Here is an 18,858-nt window from a genome sequence, read left to right as displayed (position 1 = left end):
GGCAGTGGACGGAAGGCAGGAGCTGGAGACGGGTGCCGGCAATCAGTCAGCGGATGCATTTGATCCTGCTCACCGCCTGGACCGTGCTGTGGTTCGTCCTGGTGGAGCCGCACGGCGGATTCTCCTGGCACTATCTGCGCACCGGCGGCCAACTGATCTACCAGGGCACCTCCGGCAACGGCACCGGCGGGCTCAATCTCTACGCGCACCACCCCGAGCTCCAGATGGGTCCGCTCAGCTTCCTGACGGCCGGCCTGTTCAACCCGTGCCCCGAGGTCCTCGGGCAGTTTCTCGCCGCGGCCCTGATGTCACTGCTCGGCCTGGTCATCGTGGTGCTGGCCGGCCGCAGCGCCGCCCACCACTTCCTGGGCACAGGCACCAACCACCAGCGGCTGCGGCAGCGCGTACTGATCGCCGGGCTGGCCTTCATCCCCATGTGGATCGAGGTCGCGGTCCGCTTCGGGCATCTCGACGACGTCCTCGCGCTGTTCTTCACCGCCCTCGCGGTCCGCGCCGTCACCCGCGGCGACGCCGCCCTCACCGGCGTCTGCCTGGCCCTGGCGATGGATTCCAAGCCCACCGCCCTTGCCTTCCTCCCGCTGCTGCTCGCCCTGCCGCGGGAGAAGTGGCTGCGGGCCGGCCTGTGGTGCGCGGGCCTGGTGGCCGTCGCCTGGCTGCCGTTCTTCCTGGGCGACTCGCAGTCCTTCGCCGCGGCGAAGTTCGCCATCCCCAACCAGTCGGCGTCCGCCCTGCGCTGGCTGGGCGTCGACGACCCGACGACCCCCGGCTGGGACCGCCCCGCCCAGGCCGCCCTGGGGCTCGTGCTGGGCGCCCTCGCCGTCTGGCGCGGCCGCTGGGCGGCGGTGGTGCTGCTGGGGGCCAATGCCCGGATCGTCCTCGACCCGAGCGTCTACACGTACTACACGGCGTCCGTGCTGCTCGGCACCCTGCTCTGGGACGTCATCGGCCAGCGCCGGCTGGTGCCCTGGTGGAGCTGGCTGGGCCTGCTCTTCCTCTACGGCAGCGTCTTCGCCGTGCCCGACGACGCCGCCCGGGGCCTGATCCGGCTGGCGTTCGTGGCCGTCTCGACGGCGTACGTCCTGCTCTGGCCGGTCCGCGAACGCGGACGGCGGGGCCGGCGACGGCGCAGGCCCCCCGCCCGTACGGACGAGGGGCCTGCGCACCGCGGTCCCGGGGAGGGCGGCCCGGATCCCGGGCCGCCCCCGGGCCCGGCGGCTACGCCGTGGGCAGGGCCGCCAGCTGCGCCGTGATCCGGACGATGTCCGCCTCCGCGGCCTCCAGCCGGCCGCGGATCTTGTCCACGACCTTCTCCGGGGCCTTGGCGAGGAAGGCCTCGTTGCCGAGCTTGCCGGTAGCCTGCGCCTTCTCCTTCTCCGCCGCCGCCAGGTCCTTCGTCAGCCGCTTGCGCTCCGCCTCGACGTCGATGGCGCCGGAGAGGTCCAGGGCCACCGTCGCGCCCGCGACCGGCAGCGAGGCGGTCGCGCTGAAGCCGTCGCCCGCCGGCTGCAGCCGCAGCAGCGCGCGCATCGCGGCCTCGTGCGCGGCCAGCGCCGTACCGGACAGCTCCAGCTGCGCCGGGACCTTCTGGCCGGGCTGCAGCCCCTGGTCGGAGCGGAAGCGCCGGACCTCGGTGACGACCTGCTGAACCGTCTCGATCTCCCGCTCGGCGGCCGCGTCCCGGAAACCGCCCGGGGCGTCGGCCCCCGCGACGAACACAGCCTTCGGCCACTCGGCGATGACGACCGACTCACGGCCGGTCAGCGTCGTCCACAGGGTCTCGGTGACGAACGGCACGATCGGGTGCAGCAGCCGCAGCGTGACGTCCAGCACCTCGCCCAGCACCCGGCGCGAGGCCTCGGCGGCCGGTCCGCCCGCCTGGAACGTGGTCTTGGACAGCTCGACGTACCAGTCGAAGACCTCGTCCCACGCGAAGTGGAAGAGGGTGTCCGACAGCTTCGCGAACTGGTAGTCGTCGTAGTACGCGTCGACCTCGGCGACGACCGAGTTCAGCCGGGAGAGGATCCACCGGTCGGTCGCCGACAGCTGCTCGGCGGGCGGGAGTTCGCCCTCCACCGTCGCCCCGTTCATCAGCGCGAAGCGGGTGGCGTTCCAGATCTTGTTGGCGAAGTTGCGCGAGCCCTGGACCCAGTCCTCACCGATCGGGACGTCGACGCCCGGGTTCGCCCCGCGCGCCAGCGTGAACCGGACGGCGTCCGAGCCGTAGGCGTCCATCCAGTCCAGCGGATTGACCGCGTTCCCGAAGGACTTGGACATCTTCTTGCCGAACTGGTCACGGACCATGCCGTGCAGCGCGATGGTGTGGAACGGCGGGGTGCCGTCCATCGCGTACAGCCCGAACATCATCATCCGGGCGACCCAGAAGAAGAGGATGTCGTAGCCGGTGACCAGGACGGAGTTCGGATAGAACTTCTCGACGCTCGGGGTCTGCTCGGGCCAGCCGAGGGTGGAGAACGGCCACAGGCCGGACGAGAACCAGGTGTCCAGGACGTCGGTGTCCTGGGTCCAGCCCTCGCCGGTGGGCGCCTCGTCGTCCGGGCCGACGCAGACGACCTCACCGTTCGGGCCGTACCAGACGGGGATGCGGTGGCCCCACCACAACTGCCGTGAGATGCACCAGTCGTGGAGGTTGTCGACCCAGCCGAAGTAGCGGGACTCCATCTCCTTGGGGTGGATCGCGACCTTGCCGTCGCGGACCGCGTCACCCGCGGCCTTCGCCAGCGGGCCGACCTTGACCCACCACTGCATCGACAGCCGCGGCTCGATGGTGGTCTTGCAGCGCGAGCAGTGCCCGACGGAGTGGGTGTACGGGCGCTTCTCGGCGACGATCCGGCCGTCGGCGCGCAGCGCACCGACGATCGCGGAACGGGCCTCGAAGCGGTCCAGGCCCTGGAAGGGGCCGTGGGCCGTGATGACGCCGCGCTCGTCGAGGACCGCGAGGTTGGGCAGGTCGTGCCGGCGCCCGATCTCGAAGTCGTTGGGGTCGTGGGCCGGGGTGACCTTGACCGCGCCGGTCCCGAACTCCGGGTCGACGTGCTCGTCGGCGACGACCGGGATGCGGCGGCCGGTCAGCGGCAACTCGATCTCGGTGCCGACGAGATGGGCGTAGCGCTCGTCCTGCGGGTGGACCGCGACCGCGGTGTCGCCGAGCATCGTCTCGGCGCGGGTCGTCGCCACGACGATGGAGTTGTCGCCCTCGCCGTACCGGATGGAGACGAGCTCGCCGTCGTCGTCCTGGTACTCGACCTCGATGTCCGAGATCGCGGTCAGACAGCGCGGGCACCAGTTGATGATGCGCTCGGCGCGGTAGATCAGCTCGTCGTCGTAGAGCCGCTTGAAGATCGTCTGGACGGCCTTGGTCAGGCCCTCGTCCATGGTGAAGCGCTCCCGCGACCAGGCGACGCCGTCGCCGAGCCGGCGCATCTGGCCGGAGATCTGGCCGCCGGACTCGCTCTTCCACTGCCAGACCCGCTCGACGAACGCCTCACGGCCCAGGTCGTGCCGGGAGACGCCCTCCTTGGCGAGTTCGCGCTCGACGACGTTCTGGGTGGCGATACCGGCGTGGTCCATGCCCGGCTGCCAGAGCGTCTCGTAGCCCTGCATGCGCTTGCGGCGGGTGAGCGCGTCGATCAGCGTGTGCTCGAAGGCGTGCCCCAGGTGCAGGGAGCCGGTGACGTTCGGCGGCGGGATGACGATCGTGTACGGCGGCTTGTCGCTCTTCTCGTCCGCCTCGAAGTAGCCCCGCTCTACCCAGCGCTCGTACAGCGGCCCCTCTACCTCGGCCGGCGTGTACTGAGTCGGCAGTTCGGGGGCGCTGTGGTTGCTCTGCTGAGTGTTCTCGGTCACGACGGACAGTGTACGGGCGCGGATGTCGCGGCTTCGAATCGGTTTCGCCCCCGGCGCCACGGCTGTCGGCGGCGTCGTACAGGATGTCGGCAGCGCATAAACATCAGAACTTCACACGCAGCACTCAACTGTCTTCAGTTGTCACGAGGGGAACCGCTCCATGAGCTTCAACCAGCCGCCTCCCGGCCCGTACGGCCAGCAGCCCCCGCAGCCGGGCCCGTACGGCCAGCCGCAGCAGCCGCCGGCCCCGCAGCCGGGCTACGGCTACCCGCAGCAGGGCGGCCAGGTGCCCGGGCAGCAGGGCTACGGCTACCCCCCGCAGGCCCCGCAAGCCCCTCAGCAGGGTTACGGCTACCCCCAGCAGCCCGCCCAGCCCGGCTACGGCCAGCAGGCCCCGTACGGCGGCCAGCAGACCCCGTACGGCGTGATCCCGCAGGGCGCCCCGGAGTCCGGCGGCAACGGCAAGAAGATCGGCCTGATAGCCGGCGCGGTCGCGGTGGTCGCGGCCATCGGCATCGGCGCGTACTTCGTCTTCGGCTCGGGCGGAGACGTGGCCCCCTACACGATCTCCCTCCCGGACAAGCTGCTGAACGGGGAGTACAGCAAGGCGCCCGACTCCAGCGCGGGGAAGCAGCCGGAGGACTTCTCGAACGACAAAGAGCTCAAGGCGATGGGCGTCACGGACAGCACAGCCGTGAAGGGGGCGTACACCAACTCCGGCAAGCTCATTCTGGGAGTGGCAGGCATCTACGGGACCGTGAACGACCCGGAGAGCGCCGTGGACCAGCTGTTCGCCAAGCTCGAGGAGACCCAGCAGAAGAACGCGAGTGCCTCGCACGCCAAGATCGAGACGGTCACGCCGGAGACCACCTATTCACCGAGCGGATTCGACGGCGCAGTGATGAAGTGCAAGGTCCAGAAGGCAACGGTCTCGATGGGCGGTGTGACCGCGTCCCAGAAGGTCTCCATGTGCATCTGGGGCGACAGCAGCGCGATCGGAGTAGTGCAGTCCCAGGCCGCCGCCGCCAGGGACGGGTCCGTCGGTAGCCAGCCACTCAGCGCCGAGCAATTGTCGGAGACGACAGCCAAGGTCCGCGATGAGGTACGCAAGGAAAAGTAGGCGTTCAGCTGCGAGGTTGAGGCGCCAGAGCGCTCGACGGGAGTACTCCGTCGAGCGCTTTTCGCTCATATGGAAGTGAACCAGCGGTTCCGGCAGAACATTGGCCAAATCCTCATGCACGCCGAGGAATCGTGCTTCATCCCTTGATACCTTCACCTCGACCTGAAGATCGAAAACGAGGGGGTTGTCATGCGCAATGCAGCGCGTCGCCTGGCTGGCGCAACGGGAATACTGGTGATTGCAGGAGCACTTCCGCTCGTCGCAACCGCACCCGCCCAGGCCACCACAAAGCAGTGCACGTCGTTCCTGGCCGAGGCCGGGTACAAGGTAGGGCCCAAAGTTCGGCAGGCATGTGGCCTCGTGGGCACCGGCGGCTGGATTACCCGGAACGCGAACCTCGCCCCCTGCCAAGGCATTCTGGAGCTTGTCCACGTCAAGCCGGATCACGCCGGAAAGGCCTGTTATCTGGGCACCGAGGACTGAACGCTGATCCATACCGGCACACCACACGAGAGCCGCCCGGCAGCATTGGCTGCCGGGCGGCTCTCGTGTGGTGTGCCGGAGCGGCTACGCGCTCTTCTCCTGCGGCTCCCCCGACTCACCGCGGTTGCGCGGGACCAGGGTCGGGTTCACGTTCGAGTGGACGACGTCCTCGGTGATGACGACGCGGGCCACGTCCTTGCGGGACGGGATCTCGTACATCACCGCCTGGAGGACCTCCTCCATGATGGCGCGCAGACCGCGGGCGCCGGTGCCGCGCAGGATGGCCTGGTCGGCGATGGCCTCCAGGGCCGGGCGGTCGAAGTCCAGCTCGACACCGTCGAGTTCGAAGAGGCGCTTGTACTGCTTGACGAGCGCGTTGCGCGGCTCGACCAGGATCTGCAGCAGGGCCTCGCGGTCGAGGTTGTGGACCGAGGTGAGGACGGGGAGGCGGCCGATGAACTCCGGAATCATCCCGAACTTCACCAGGTCCTCCGGCATGACGTCCTGGAGCTGGTCCTTGGACTCGATCTCGCGCTTGGAGCGGATCGTGGCGCCGAAGCCGATGCCCTTGGCGCCGGACCGGGCCTCGATGATCTTCTCCAGACCGGCGAAGGCACCGCCCACGATGAACAGGACGTTGGTGGTGTCGATCTGGATGAATTCCTGGTGGGGGTGCTTACGGCCGCCCTGCGGCGGGACCGAGGCGGTGGTGCCCTCCAGGATCTTCAGCAGGGCCTGCTGGACGCCCTCACCGGAGACATCGCGGGTGATCGACGGGTTTTCGCTCTTCCGGGCGACCTTGTCGATCTCGTCGATGTAGATGATGCCGGTCTCGGCCTTCTTGATGTCGAAGTCCGCGGCCTGGATCAGCTTGAGGAGGATGTTCTCGACGTCCTCACCGACGTAGCCGGCCTCCGTCAGCGCCGTGGCGTCGGCGAACGCGAAGGGGACGTTGAGCATCCGGGCGAGGGTCTGCGCGAGCAGGGTCTTGCCGGAGCCGGTGGGGCCGAGCAGCAGGATGTTGGACTTGGCGAGCTCGATGCCCTCGTCGCCGCGGCCGGGGCCGTTCTCGCCCGCCTGCACCCGCTTGTAGTGGTTGTAGACGGCGACCGACAGCGCCTTCTTGGCGGGGTCCTGGCCGACGACATAGCCGTTCAGGAACTCGTAGATCTCCCGCGGCTTGGGGAGCTCCTCCCACCGCACCTCGGAGGTCTCGGCGAGCTCCTCCTCGATGATTTCGTTGCAGAGGTCGATGCACTCGTCGCAGATGTACACACCAGGTCCCGCGATGAGCTTCTTCACCTGCTTCTGACTCTTTCCGCAGAATGAGCACTTGAGCAGGTCGCCGCCGTCACCGATGCGTGCCACGAGGTGCTTCCCCTTCGCCTGGGATCCGCATTGCTCCACGGACCCGGGTGCTTGCCTATCGACGGTACCTTGCCGGGCCCCCCGTACGGGCCCCCCTTGGACCGACTCGGTTCACTCGATCCCGACCCGGTCCAAGGGGGCAACGCTCCGGCTCACATTGCGAAGATCGTCAGCCGATCGACACGGAGGACTTCCGGGTCGAGACGATCTGGTCGACCAGACCGTACGCCAGGGATTCCTCTGCGGTCAGAATCTTGTCACGCTCGATATCATCACGGATCTTCTCGACCGGCGTGGAGGAGTGCTTGGCCAGCAGGTCCTCCAGCTGCGAGCGCATCCGCAGGATCTCGTTGGCGGCGATCTCCAGGTCGGAGACCTGGCCGCGGCCGGTCTCGCTGTAGGGCTGGTGGATCAGCACCCGGGCGTTCGGCAGCGCCATCCGCTTGCCGGGGGTGCCGGCGGCGAGCAGCACGGCCGCGGCGGAGGCCGCCTGGCCCATGCAGACCGTCTGGATGTCCGGCTTCACGAACTGCATCGTGTCGTAGATGGCCGTGAGCGCCGTGAACGAACCGCCGGGGCTGTTGATGTAGATGGAGATGTCCCGGTCCGGGTCCATCGACTCCAGGCACAGCAGCTGCGCCATGACGTCGTTGGCCGAGGCGTCGTCGATCTGCACGCCGAGGAAGATCACGCGCTCCTCGAACAGCTTCGCGTACGGGTCGTACTCGCGCACACCCTGCGAGGTGCGCTCGACGAAGCGCGGGACGATGTAGCGGGATTCGGCGCGCGGGCCGGAAAACTCGGACTCCGCGCCATGGGAGAGGCCGCTGCCGGGGAAGTTGTTCATCGTGGTGTTCACCGTCCTGGTGGCGATCAAGTGGGCTGGGGGCTGTGGGGCGAGTGGTACGGGGCTCAGGCCCCGGTGCCGCCCCCGCCCGGAACGCCGGCGGCGGAGGTCATCACGTCGTCGATCAGGCCGTACTCCTTGGCCTCATCGGCGGAGAACCAGCGGTCGCGGTCCGAGTCCTGGGTGATCCGCTCGACGGTCTGACCGGTGTGGAAGGCCGTGAGCTCCGCCATCCGCTTCTTGGTGTGCAGCAGCCGCTCGGCGTGGATCTTGATGTCCGACGCGGAACCCGCCAGGCCCGCGGAGGGCTGGTGGATGAGGATCTCGGCGTTCGGCAGCGCGAAGCGCTTGCCCGGGGTGCCGGCGCTCAGCAGGAACTGGCCCATCGAGGCGGCGAGGCCCATCGCGATCGTCACCACGTCGTTCTTGATGTACTGCATGGTGTCGTAGATCGCCAAGCCGGCCGAGATCGAGCCGCCCGGGGAGTTGATGTAGAGGAAGATGTCCTTGTCCGGGTCCGCGGCGAGGAGAAGCAGCTGCGCGGTGATCTTGTTGGCGATGTCGTCGTCGACCGGCTGGCCGAGGAAGATGATCCGCTCGCCGAGCAGCCGGTTGTAGACCTGGTCGCCGAGGCCACCGAAGGTCGGCTCAGCGGCGGCGGAAGGCATCGGGATCGTCACGTGTCCACCTGCTCGTTGTCGGACGGCTCAGGCCGTCTCAGCGTCGTCTTCTGGGGCGCGGGGATCAGCGCCGTGTGTGGGTCCGGCGCGGTTTCAGGGACTCCCCTGCCCTCGTATCTACGGACCCTAACGCGCAGGTCGGACAACGCCATCCCGCATCGATAACTGTTCGCTGTGAGCGCAGGCTCACCGGCCGGTTACGACATACGGGCCCGAACACGCTCACGTGCGTGTTCGGGCCCGTCACAGCCGGTCGGCGCGCTGGGCGCCTCGGGCTCAGGCCTCGGGCTTCTCGTCGCCCTCGGTCTCGGCGGCGGCGTCGGAGGCCTCGACCGTCTCGGCGGTCTCGTCCTCGTCGTCGAGGTCGATGACCTCGCCGTTGCTGTCCTTGACCGTGGCGGCCTCGACGACGACCGCGAGGGCCTTGCCGCGGGCGACCTCACCGACGAGCATCGGCACCTGGCCGCCCTCGACGACGGCCTGCGCGAACTGGTCGGGGGACATGCCGGAGGACTGCGCGCGGCGCATGAGGTGCTCGGTGAGCTCCTCCTGGCTGACGTTCAGCTTCTCCTTGTTGACCAGCTCGTCGAGGATGAACTGGGTCTTGATGCCCTTCTCGGCCTGCTCCTTGGTCTCGGCGTCGAACTCCTCCTCGCTCTTGCCCTGGATCTCCAGGTACTTCGCGAGGTCGAGGCCCATCTGGCCGAGCTGGTGGTTGACCAGGTTGTGCTTGCGGGTCTGGATCTCGTCCTCGAGCAGCTTCTCGGGCATCGGCACCTCGACGAGCTTGAGCAGCTCGTCCAGGACCTTCTCCTGAGCCTGGGTGGCCTGGTCGTACTTCTTCATCTGCTCCAGGCGCTTGCGGCTGTCCGCGCGCAGCTCCTCGAGGGTGTCGAACTCACTGGCCAGCTGCGCGAAGTCGTCGTCCAGCGCGGGCAGTTCGCGGGACTTGACCTCGGTGACCTCGACGGTGACCTCGGACTCCTTGCCCTCGGCGGAGCCGCCCTTGAGCTCGGAGGTGAAGGTGGCGCTGCCGCCGGCCTCGACGCCGGTGACGGCCTCGTCGATGCCGTCGAGGAGCTCACCGGAGCCGACGGTGTAGGTGACGCCCTGGGCGACGCCGTCCTCCAGGACCTCGCCGTCCACCTTGGCTTCGAGGTTGAGGGTCAGGACGTCGCCGTCCTGGGCGCCGCGCTCGACCGGGCTGGTCGTCGCGAAGCGCTCCCGCAGCTGCTCGACGGACTTGTCGATGTCCTCGTCCGACACCTCGACGGCGTCGACCTCGACCTCGATGCCGGAGTAGTCCGGGATCTCGAGGGCGGGACGGATGTCGACCTCGGCGGTGAAGGCCAGCAGCTCGCCGTCCTTCAGCTCGGTGATGTCGACCTCGGGCTGGCCGAGGACGTTCAGCTCACCCTCGTTGACCGCCTCGGTGTAGAACTTCGGGAGCGCGTCGTTGACGGCCTCCTCCAGCACGGCGCCGCGACCGAACCGCTGGTCGATGACGCGGGCCGGGATCTTGCCCTGGCGGAAGCCCTTCACCGTGACCTGCTGGTTGATCTTCTTGTACGCCGCGTCGAGGCTGGGCTTGAGCTCCTCGAAGGGCACCTCGACAGTGAGCCGAACCCGAGTCGGGTTCAGGGTCTCCACGGCGCTCTTCACGGTTCGGTCTCCTTGGGGCTGACTTCTGGGGTCCTGCGTGAGATCTGCCTGCGCCCGGCTGATCCGGGTCCGGCCGATCGCGCCCGGTACACAGACACACGGGCACGCAGTTTGCATAGTAACCGCAAGGAGGATGGCGCCCACAATGCGATCTTGAACGACTGGTGATCTTGCGACATCGCCAGGTGGGCCGCAGCGGTGCCCGACGCGAACCGTCGGGCCGACCTGCTGCTGGTCGGGGTGGCCGGATTCGAACCGACGACCTTCCGCTCCCAAAGCGGACGCGCTACCAAGCTGCGCCACACCCCGTCGGTGCGACACGTAGGGTACATGGCCGCAGGCCGTACGGCTGCCAGTTATCGGGTCGCCCGGCGGGGTGGGTGTGCGGCTGCGGGCGGCCGGGCGCACCGTCCGCGGAAGGGATGTGCGACGCACCGCCGCGACCCGCTAGGATGCACTGCGTGCCGCGGTCCTGCGACCAGTCGGCGCTCGCGGGCGTAGCTCAATGGTAGAGCCCTAGTCTTCCAAACTAGCTACGCGGGTTCGATTCCCGTCGCCCGCTCAGAAGACGGACCCCAGGCCTGATGGCCTGGGGTTTTCCGCTGTTACGGGTGATGCGGCGGGCGCACGCACGCCCCTGGGCCCCGGGGGCGGGGGGTCCTTAGGGTGGCCCCATGGAGATCTGGCTCAATCCCGCGTGTTCCAAGTGCCGTTCCGCCGTGGAGATCCTCGACGAGGAGGGCGCCTCGTACACCGTGCGCAGGTACCTGGAGGATCCGCCGGGCGCAGAGGAGCTGCGCGGCGTGCTGCAACGGCTGGGGCTGGAGCCCTGGGACATCACCCGGACCCAGGAGCCCGAGGCGAAGGAACTGGGGCTCGGGGAGTGGGAGCGCACCGACGCCGCACGCGAGCGGTGGATCGCGGCGCTGGCGGCGCACCCCCGGCTGATTCAGCGGCCGATCATCACCGCGGACGACGGTTCCGCGCTGGTGGGACGCAGTGCGGAAGCCGTACGCGAAGCTGCGGCGCGGACCGGAGGCGAAGAGACCTCGTACGGCTGATCCCTCGTGCGGTGCCCGGGAGGGCCGGCGGACCACCTAGAAGGTGATGTGGTTGATGGTGTTCGCCAGGGAGTTGAGGAACCGGTTGATCGACGGCGCCATGCCCGTGGAGGCGAGGAAGAAGCCGAACAGTATGGCGACGAGCGCCGGACCTGCCTTGATGGATTTCCCTCTGATCAAAACGATCAGGATGATCCCCAACAACAGCACCACAGACAGCGAAAGAGCCACAACTGATCACACCCTCGGTCGGAACGCCTCACCGGCCCGGGAGCATGCCTCGCACACCCCCCTGCACCATCGTGCCACCAACTCCATGCCCACTGGATACCGGTGACGAATCATCGGCCAACGCTTTGCCCGATTCCCGACGCTGGTGGCCACAGGGCTGCGGCCGGACGGTGCACGGGTGGCGAAGGGGTGGCGGCGCGCTCGTGAGAGGGGCCGACCGGGCCGGGAATTCTTCCCCGCCCGGCGCCGCACCGGCAAATCACTCTGATCTTTCTCCGGTGCCGCTCGCCCTCTTCCCCTGGATCCGCGGGACGGGAAATTCGTGGCGTCCGTCACTGCTTTACCGGGCGCCGTAAGGGCTTATTAGCATTCGGACATAAGAGCAAGGAAGCGGACATTACCGCGGAGTCGTTTGCGGGGGATACGGGCGGATTTGAAGGGATGATAGGGGACGAGTCGGGCGGCTGCCGGCCTGCTTCTACCCGGTGATTGCGGGTTTATCCGTTCGTCATCCGCGGCAGCGCCAGGGATAAATAAGGAAAGGGGCCGGACGCGGTTTTACGCATTCGCCGACCGCCGCTATCGTGCCTGCAATGTTTTCCGCTGCCCCAACACCCCGACGCGCACTCCCCCCTGCCCGGGCGGCGGCGGAGACGGACCGGACGGAGGCGACGGCCGGGCCGTCCGGCGGTCCGGAGGGGGCCGAGCCGCCCTCCCCCAAAGCCGGTGGCCGCAATCCGTTCTTCGACAACGCGAAGTACCTGGCCATCGTGCTGGTGGCGATGGGGCACTCGTGGGAACCGCTGACCGACGGCAGCCGGGCCGCCGAGGCCTTCTACATGACCGTCTACACGTTCCACATGCCGGCCTTCATCATCATTTCGGGCTACTTCTCGCGCAGCTTCGACATGCGCAAGGACCGGCTGCAGCGGCTGGTCACCGGGGTCGCGGTCCCCTACGTCCTCTTCGAGACCGCCTACGCCTTCTTCAAGCGCTGGGCGGACGACGACCCGGGGCAGCCGATCAGCCTGCTCGACCCGTGGTTCCTGACGTGGTTCCTGATTGCCCTGTTCATCTGGCGGCTGACCACCCCGCTGTGGAAGATCGTGCGCTGGCCGATCCCGCTCGCGGTGGCCATCGCCGTCCTCGCGTCCGTCTCACCCGACATCGGTGACGATCTGGACCTCCAGCGGGTGCTGCAGTTCCTGCCGTTCTTCGTCCTGGGGCTGTCGCTGCGGGCGGAGCACTTCGCGATGGTGCAGCGGCGGGCGGTGCGGATCGCCTCGGTGCCCGTCTTCGCGGCCGCGCTGGTGATGGCCTACTGGGCGGCGCCCCGGATGACCTCGGCGTGGTTCTACCACCGGGACAGCGCCCAGGAGTTGGGCACCACCTGGTGGATCGGCGCCGTGATGACGCTGGCGCTCTTCGGCTGCTCGGTCGTGCTCACCGCCTGCTTCTTCTCCTGGGTGCCGACCCGGCGGACGTGGTTCACGGTGCTGGGCGCGGGGACGCTGTACGGCTATCTGCTGCACGGCTTCCTGGCCAAGGGGTCGCGGTTCTGGGGCTGGTTCGACGACTACGCCTGGCTGCACACCCCGCTCGGTGAGATCGCGGTCACGCTGATCGCCGGGGCCATTGTGACGGCCTTGTGCACCCCGCCGGTCCGCAAGGTGTTCCGCTTCGCGATGGAGCCGACGATGGCCTGGGCCTTCCGTAAGGACCCGGCCGATACGGCGCGGGCCCGCGTCGGCTCCTGAGCGCGCGGCCCGGTCAGGCGTCCCGGCAGATCAGGCGTCCCGGCAGATCAGCAGCAGCGCCCGGTCGTCGTTGACGTCCTTGGCGACGGCCTCGATCAGATGCCAGGCCGCGCCGGCGAAACCGCTGGCGACATAGCGGTCGGCCTCGCCGGTCAGCCGGTCGATGCCCTCGGCGATATCGCGGTCGGCGGCCTCGACCAGGCCGTCGGTGAACAGCATCAGCACATCCCCGGTCCGCAGCGTGCCCTTGACCGGGTCGAACTGGGCACCGTCGTAGACGCCGAGCAGCGGCCCCTCCCCCGACTTCTCCTCCCAGCGGCCGGTGCCCGCGCTGAGCTGCAGGGCCGGCAGATGCCCGGCGGAGAGCAGCTCGTAGTCGCCGGACTCCAGGTCGAGGACGAGATGGATGGAGGTGGCGAAGCCCTCGTCCCAGTCCTGGCGCAGCAGATAGCCGTTGGCGGCGGGCAGGAAGCCGTGCGGCGGCAGCGAGCCGAGCAGGCCGCCGAAGGCGCCGGACAGCAGCAGCGCGCGGGAGGCGGCGTCCATGCCCTTGCCGGAGACATCGGTCAGCACCACTTCGAGGATGGTGCCGCCGTGGGTGCGCGAGGCCACCACGAAGTCGCCGGAGAAGGACTGTCCGCCGGCCGGGCGCAGCGCCATCTCGCGGTGCCAGCCCTGGGGCAGCTTGGGCAGTTCGCTCTGGACGCGGATCCGCTCGCGCAGGTCGAAGAGCATGGTGTGGCCGCGCCGCCAGGGCACGCCGACCCGGCTGCGGAACTGCGCGATCAGCAGCCCGAAGAACCCGACAGCGGCGACCACCAGCACGGTGCCCGGAGTGATCCGGTCCGGTCCTTCGTCGTACGGGCCGAACAGCGCGGACTCGACGACCAGCGCGGTCGCGGAGGCGCCGTACAGCACGAGGAGGTTGGCCGGCCGCAGCAGCAGTCCGCCGGCGATGACCGGCAGGACCAGCGCGGTCGGGGCGATCCACTCGGGGAACCGGAGCGTGCCCGCGGCGATGGCGGGTATGGCCAGGAGCAGGACCGCCAGTGCGAACCGGTCGGAGCCCTCACCACGGAAGTAGTCGACCCCGGCCTTGCGCACGCCGATGCGGGCCCGGTGCAGACCTTTGTGCATCCGGGCCGTCAGGGTGTCCGTGCCCTGGCCGCTTGTCATTGCTCTGGGACCCTATCCACCCGTTCGGCGGCGCGTCGATTCGCCGCACGACGGCCCGGCCAATTGCCGGGAAACTCCGTTCGAAATCCGGTCGCGCGGCCGGAGATCGGCCTGCTAGGGATGGGGTATGACGACGGAATTGCGGGCCGTGCGGGACGTCGAGTGGGACGCCTGGTCCGACAAGCTGGATCTGGCGTTCGGCGAGCTGCCGCTGCCCCCGGAGAGGCGGGCCGTCCGGCGGGCGGCCACCGAGATCGAGCGCTCGATCGGGGTCTGGGACGGCGACGACTGTGTCGCCACGGCGGGGGCGCTCTCGTTCCGGCTCACCGTGCCGGGTGCGGCCGGGGTGCCGGCGGCCGGCGTCACGATGGTCAGTGTGCAGCCGACGCACCGCCGCCGCGGGCTGCTGCGGTCGATGATGCGGCACCAGCTCGCGGATTTCCGCGAGCGCGGTGAACCGCTGGCGGTGCTGACCGCGTCGGAGCCGGCGATCTACGGGCGGTTCGGCTACGGGGCGGCGGCCCTGGACATGCAGCTGACCGTGGACACGGAACGGCTGGCCGCCCCCGAGCTGCCCGGCATGGACGACGTGCGGCTGCGGCTGGTGGATCCGGAGGCCGCGCTCGCCGACTGCGAGCGGGTCTACGCCCGACTGGTGCCGTCCCGCCCCGGGATGCTCGCCCGGCTGCCCGGCTGGGAGCGGATAGCCGTGCTGGACGCGCCCGACGAGCGGGACGGGGCCGGGGTGCTCCAGTGTGTGGTGGCCGAGGTGGACGGCGAGATACGGGGCTATGCGCGCTTTGCGGTCAAGCCGGTCTGGGACCGGGGCGGGCCGTCGGGTGTGGTGGTCGTCCGGCATCTCGACGCGCCGGACCCGGTGGTGTACGCGGCGCTGTGGCGCTTTCTGTTCGGGATCGATCTGACGTCGTCGGTGTCGCTGCGCACCCGTCCGGTGGACGATGCGCTGCCGCTGCTCGTCGCGGACATGCGGCGCTGCGGGATGGAGCTGCGGGAGTCGCTGTTCGTCCGGCCGGTGGAGGTGGGCGCGGCGCTGGCGGCCCGGACGTACCGGACGCCGGTGGATGTGGTGCTGGAGGTCGCGGATCCGTTCTGCCCGTGGAACGAGGGGCGCTGGCGGCTGACCGGTGATGCGAGCGGCGCGTCCTGCGTACGGACCCGCGACGAGGCCGAACTGGCGCTGTCCGTACGCGAGCTGGGCTCGGCGTATCTGGGCGGCTTCGCGCTGACGGCGCTGGCGGCGGCGGGCCGGGTGCGGGAGCTGCGGCCCGGTGCGCTGGCGCCCGCGTCGAGGGCGTTCGGGTCGGATGTGGCGCCCTGGCTGCCGCACGGGTTCTGAGCAGCGGGTCCGGGGGCCGGGCCCCGGCGTACGGGTGCGGCGCGGCGGCCTGGGCGGACGCCTCCGGGGACCGTCAGCCGCCGGTGGACGGCTGGCAGCCCGGGCACCAGAAGAGGTTGCGGGCGGCGAGGCCGGCGGTGCGGATCTCGCTGCCGCAGATATGGCAGCCCTGCAGGGCGCGGCGGTAGACGTAGACCTCGCCGCCGTGGTCGTCGACCCGCGGCGGGCGGCCCATGGCCTCGGGGAGATGCTCCGGGCGGACGGTGTCGATCCGGTTGTGCCGGACGCCCTCGGCCATCAGGAACACCAAATCGTCCCAGAGGGCGTCCCATTCGGTGCGGGTGAGGTCCCGGCCGGGGCGGTAGGGGTCGATCTGATGGCGGAAGAGGACCTCGGCGCGGTAGACGTTGCCGACGCCGGCGATGATCTTCTGGTCGAGCAGCAGCGCCGCGATGGTCGTCCGGCTGCGGGAGATCCGCTGCCAGGCACGGGTGCCGTCGTCGCCGGGGCGCAGCGGGTCGGGGCCGAGCCGGTCGTGTATCGCCTGCTTCTCGGCTTCGGTGATCAGTGCGCAGGTGGTGGGTCCGCGCAGGTCCGCGTGGTGCTGGGCGGTGGCCAGGCGGAGCCGGACGGTGTCGGTGGGCGGCGGGGCGGGCGCGGTACCGAAGCCGAGCTTGCCGAAGAGGCCGAGGTGGACGTGGATCCAGCGGTCGGGTCCGAAGCCGAGGAAGAGGTGTTTGCCGTGCGCCTCGGCGGTCGTCATGACCTGGCCGTCGACGAGGGCGGCGCCGCCGGCGAACTTGCCCTGCGGGCTGCTCGCCCGGACCGTTTCGCCCTCGAAACGGGAGCGGTGGTCCAGGGCGAGGCGGTGGATCGTATGCCCCTCGGGCACGGGTGTTCCTCCAGTGGGCGCGCCCGCCCGCCCCGGCGGCCGGGGCGGGCGGGCGGCGGGACGAGCGGTGGTCAGCCCTGCGGGTGGTGGGCCGGGATGGCGGGCAGTTCGCCGGTGGTCTCGTAGGCCGAGAGCATCTCGATGCGGCGGGTGTGCCGTTCCTCGCCCGAGTAGGGGGTGGCGAGGAAGATCTCGATGAACTTGGTCGCCTCTTCCTCGGTGTGCATCCGGCCGCCGACGGAGATCACGTTGGCGTTGTTGTGCTCGCGGCCGAGCTTGGCGGTCTCCTCGCTCCAGGCCAGCGCGGCCCGTACGCCCTTGACCTTGTTCGCGGCGATCTGCTCGCCGTTGCCGGAGCCGCCGATCACGATGCCGAGGCTGTCCGGGTCGGCGGCGGTCTTCTCCGCGGCGCGCAGGCAGAACGGGGGGTAGTCGTCCTGGGCGTCGTAAATGTGCGGGCCGCAGTCGACGGGCTCGTGGCCGTGGGCCTTGAGCCATTCGACGAGGTGGTTCTTGAGGTCGAAACCTGCATGGTCGGAGCCGAGGTACACGCGCATGCGATGAGTGTGACACGAGGGAGCCGGGCAGGCGCCGCGGGGTCGTCCCGGGCCCGGGGCGTACGGAATACCGCTCCCGCCTTCCGTACGCAAGCGCATCGCATAACCGCCCAGGGTTTCACACAACAATCCAGCCTTAGGCCTTCCAATCAACGGAGAACGAAGATCTAATGCGATAGATCCCTTCCGCGAACCACAAAGGACGGTGCTCATGGGCGCGCACCCTCCCCCACGCTCCGCAGGAGCAGGGGGCACCCCCACCACCACAGCGGTCCCGCCTGTCGGCGATCCCGGCGGCGGAGCCACCGGGGGGCAGTCGCCGGACGGGCTGCAGGCCGGACTCAAGAACCGCCATCTGTCGATGATCGCCATCGGCGGGGTGATCGGCGCCGGGCTGTTCGTCGGTTCCGGGGCCGGTATCGCGGCCGCAGGTCCGGGCATTCTGCTCTCCTACGCACTGACCGGGCTGCTGGTCGTGCTGGTGATGCGGATGCTGGGCGAGATGGCCGCCGCCTCCCCCACGTCCGGTTCGTTCTCCGCGTACGCCGACCGGGCGTTGGGGCGCTGGGCCGGCTTCACCATCGGCTGGCTGTACTGGTTCTTCTGGTCGGTCGTGCTGGCCGTCGAGGCGACCGCGGCCGCCTCGATCCTCACCGGCTGGGTCCCCGCCGTCCCGCAGTGGGCCTGGGCGCTGCTGGTGATGGTCGTGCTGACCGGTACGAACCTGATATCGGTGGGCTCCTTCGGCGAGTTCGAGTTCTGGTTCGCGGGCATCAAGGTCGTCGCGATCGTGATCTTCATCGTGGTCGGCGCGCTGGCGATATTCGGGCTGCCGCCGGGCGATGATCCGGTCGGCGTCGCGAACCTGACCGGGCACGGCGGATTCCTGCCGCACGGTCCCGGAGCGATCCTCTCCGGCATGCTGCTGGTGGTCTTCTCCTTCATGGGCAGCGAGATCGTCACGCTGGCGGCGAGCGAGGCGCCGAACCCGGTGCAGGCCGTCCGCAAGGCCGTCAACAGCGTCATCTGGCGGATCGCGCTGTTCTACCTCGGCTCGATCGGCGTGATCGTGACGCTGCTGCCGTGGAACGACAAGGCCGTGGCCAAGAGCCCGTACGTGGCCGTGCTGGAGTCGCTGGACATCCCGTACGCGGGCACCGTGATGGACATCGTGGTGCTGACCGCGGTGCTGTCCTGTCTGAACTCCGGGCTCTACACCGCCTCCCGGATGGCGTTCTCGCTCGGCGAGCGCGGCGATGCGCCGAAGTCGTTCGCCACCGTCAACAAGGGCGGGGTGCCGGCGGTAGCCATCTATGCGTCGGTCGCCTTCGGCTTCGTCGCGACGATCTTCAGCTACACCTCGAAGGACACCATCTTCCAGTTCCTGCTCAACTCGTCCGGCGCGGTGGCGCTGTTCGTGTGGCTGGTCATCTGCTTCTCGCAACTGCGGATGCGCCGGACCATCGAGCGGGAGACCCCGGAGAAGCTGACGGTGCGGATGTGGCTGTACCCGTGGCTGACCTACGCGACGATCGCGATGATCGTGTTCGTGGTGGGCTACATGTTCTACGACCCGGACGGGCGCAAGCAGATGGTGCTCTCGGTGATCGCGGCCGTGGTCGTGCTGGCGGTCGGGCTGCTGCTGGACCGGCGGCGGCCGCGGGAGCGGGACGCAGTCGGGACCAAGGGCGCGTGACGCCGTACGGCGGCACGAAGAGGGCGGGGCCCGCACCAGGTTGGTGCGGGCCCCGCCCTCTACACGATCGGGCACCTCAGTCATCC

Annotated in this window: 16 protein-coding genes and 2 tRNA genes; 8 read left to right on the top strand and 10 right to left on the bottom strand. The window is 69.4% G+C overall.

The window, feature by feature from the left end; genetic code table 11:
* Positions 1-53 precede the first annotated feature (53 nt).
* Positions 54-1,271: a hypothetical protein gene (locus tag CPH93_RS23220; RefSeq protein WP_096213975.1), complete on the top strand. Its 1,218-nt coding sequence runs from the start codon at positions 54-56 to the stop codon at positions 1,269-1,271.
* Here CPH93_RS23220 and CPH93_RS23215 read toward each other — a convergent pair.
* The gene (locus tag CPH93_RS23215; protein ID WP_093483213.1) at positions 1,237-3,885 is read right to left on the bottom strand and encodes a valine--tRNA ligase; all 2,649 of its coding nucleotides are present in this window, start codon (positions 3,883-3,885) and stop codon (positions 1,237-1,239) included. The two genes, CPH93_RS23220 and CPH93_RS23215, sit on opposite strands and share 35 nt — an antisense overlap.
* A gap of 160 nt (positions 3,886-4,045) precedes the next feature.
* Between CPH93_RS23215 and CPH93_RS23210 the strand changes: the two genes are divergently transcribed.
* On the top strand, positions 4,046-5,005 hold the full coding sequence (locus CPH93_RS23210) for a hypothetical protein (RefSeq protein ID WP_096213974.1): 960 nt from the start codon (positions 4,046-4,048) through the stop codon (positions 5,003-5,005).
* 189 nt (positions 5,006-5,194) lie between these two features.
* A complete protein-coding gene (locus CPH93_RS35870; protein WP_159395045.1) occupies positions 5,195-5,488 on the top strand; it encodes a hypothetical protein in 294 nt (97 codons plus the stop codon).
* A gap of 84 nt (positions 5,489-5,572) precedes the next feature.
* Here the strand turns inward: CPH93_RS35870 and clpX are convergent, their stop codons facing one another.
* From clpX to CPH93_RS23185, 5 genes are all read right to left on the bottom strand, one after another.
* Positions 5,573-6,856 carry an ATP-dependent Clp protease ATP-binding subunit ClpX gene (gene clpX / locus CPH93_RS23205; protein ID WP_006605628.1) on the bottom strand — a complete coding sequence of 428 codons (1,284 nt, stop codon included), beginning with the start codon at positions 6,854-6,856 and terminating at the stop codon, positions 5,573-5,575.
* Between the two features lie 169 nt (positions 6,857-7,025).
* Complete coding sequence (locus CPH93_RS23200) at positions 7,026-7,703, bottom strand: ATP-dependent Clp protease proteolytic subunit (protein WP_040900758.1); 678 nt, start codon at positions 7,701-7,703, stop codon at positions 7,026-7,028.
* 65 nt (positions 7,704-7,768) lie between these two features.
* A complete protein-coding gene (locus CPH93_RS23195; RefSeq protein WP_030283915.1) occupies positions 7,769-8,371 on the bottom strand; it encodes an ATP-dependent Clp protease proteolytic subunit in 603 nt (200 codons plus the stop codon).
* A 288-nt stretch (positions 8,372-8,659) separates the two neighbouring features.
* Positions 8,660-10,045, bottom strand: a complete 1,386-nt coding sequence (tig, locus tag CPH93_RS23190; RefSeq protein ID WP_159395044.1) for a trigger factor — start codon at positions 10,043-10,045, stop codon at positions 8,660-8,662.
* 232 nt (positions 10,046-10,277) lie between these two features.
* Positions 10,278-10,354 (bottom strand) — tRNA-Pro (locus CPH93_RS23185).
* A gap of 182 nt (positions 10,355-10,536) precedes the next feature.
* Here CPH93_RS23185 and CPH93_RS23180 point away from each other — a divergent pair.
* A tRNA-Gly gene (locus CPH93_RS23180) sits at positions 10,537-10,607 on the top strand.
* A gap of 112 nt (positions 10,608-10,719) precedes the next feature.
* A complete protein-coding gene (locus CPH93_RS23175; RefSeq protein WP_006605623.1) occupies positions 10,720-11,106 on the top strand; it encodes an arsenate reductase family protein in 387 nt (128 codons plus the stop codon).
* A gap of 36 nt (positions 11,107-11,142) precedes the next feature.
* On the opposite strand, the gene CPH93_RS23170 is transcribed toward CPH93_RS23175, so the two are convergent.
* The gene (locus CPH93_RS23170) at positions 11,143-11,337 is read right to left on the bottom strand and encodes a hypothetical protein (protein WP_093483217.1); all 195 of its coding nucleotides are present in this window, start codon (positions 11,335-11,337) and stop codon (positions 11,143-11,145) included.
* Positions 11,338-11,930: 593 nt separating this feature from the next.
* Here CPH93_RS23170 and CPH93_RS23165 point away from each other — a divergent pair.
* Positions 11,931-13,094: an acyltransferase family protein gene (locus tag CPH93_RS23165; protein ID WP_093483218.1), complete on the top strand. Its 1,164-nt coding sequence runs from the start codon at positions 11,931-11,933 to the stop codon at positions 13,092-13,094.
* A gap of 30 nt (positions 13,095-13,124) precedes the next feature.
* Here the strand turns inward: CPH93_RS23165 and CPH93_RS23160 are convergent, their stop codons facing one another.
* Positions 13,125-14,270 (bottom strand): PP2C family protein-serine/threonine phosphatase, encoded by a 1,146-nt coding sequence (locus tag CPH93_RS23160; protein WP_096213972.1) that lies wholly within the window; start codon positions 14,268-14,270, stop codon positions 13,125-13,127.
* Positions 14,271-14,397: 127 nt separating this feature from the next.
* On the opposite strand from CPH93_RS23160, the gene CPH93_RS23155 reads away from it, so the two are divergent.
* Positions 14,398-15,627, top strand: a complete 1,230-nt coding sequence (locus tag CPH93_RS23155; protein ID WP_096213971.1) for a GNAT family N-acetyltransferase — start codon at positions 14,398-14,400, stop codon at positions 15,625-15,627.
* A 73-nt stretch (positions 15,628-15,700) separates the two neighbouring features.
* Here CPH93_RS23155 and CPH93_RS23150 read toward each other — a convergent pair whose 3' ends face one another.
* Both CPH93_RS23150 and CPH93_RS23145 read right to left on the bottom strand, forming a co-directional pair.
* Positions 15,701-16,519, bottom strand: coding sequence for an Fpg/Nei family DNA glycosylase (locus CPH93_RS23150; protein ID WP_096213970.1), 819 nt, complete (start codon positions 16,517-16,519; stop codon positions 15,701-15,703).
* A 71-nt stretch (positions 16,520-16,590) separates the two neighbouring features.
* Entirely contained in the window at positions 16,591-17,076 is a 486-nt protein-coding gene (locus tag CPH93_RS23145) for a ribose-5-phosphate isomerase (RefSeq protein ID WP_042154804.1), read from the bottom strand.
* 211 nt (positions 17,077-17,287) lie between these two features.
* On the opposite strand from CPH93_RS23145, the gene CPH93_RS23140 reads away from it, so the two are divergent.
* Positions 17,288-18,772: an amino acid permease gene (locus tag CPH93_RS23140; RefSeq protein ID WP_093483223.1), complete on the top strand. Its 1,485-nt coding sequence runs from the start codon at positions 17,288-17,290 to the stop codon at positions 18,770-18,772.
* The last annotated feature ends 86 nt before the right edge of the window (positions 18,773-18,858 follow it).

It is taken from the genome of Streptomyces sp. 2323.1, assembly GCF_900221035.1.
GTDB lineage: Bacteria > Actinomycetota > Actinomycetes > Streptomycetales > Streptomycetaceae > Streptomyces > Streptomyces sioyaensis.
This window is presented reverse-complemented; position numbering and strand designations above follow the sequence as displayed.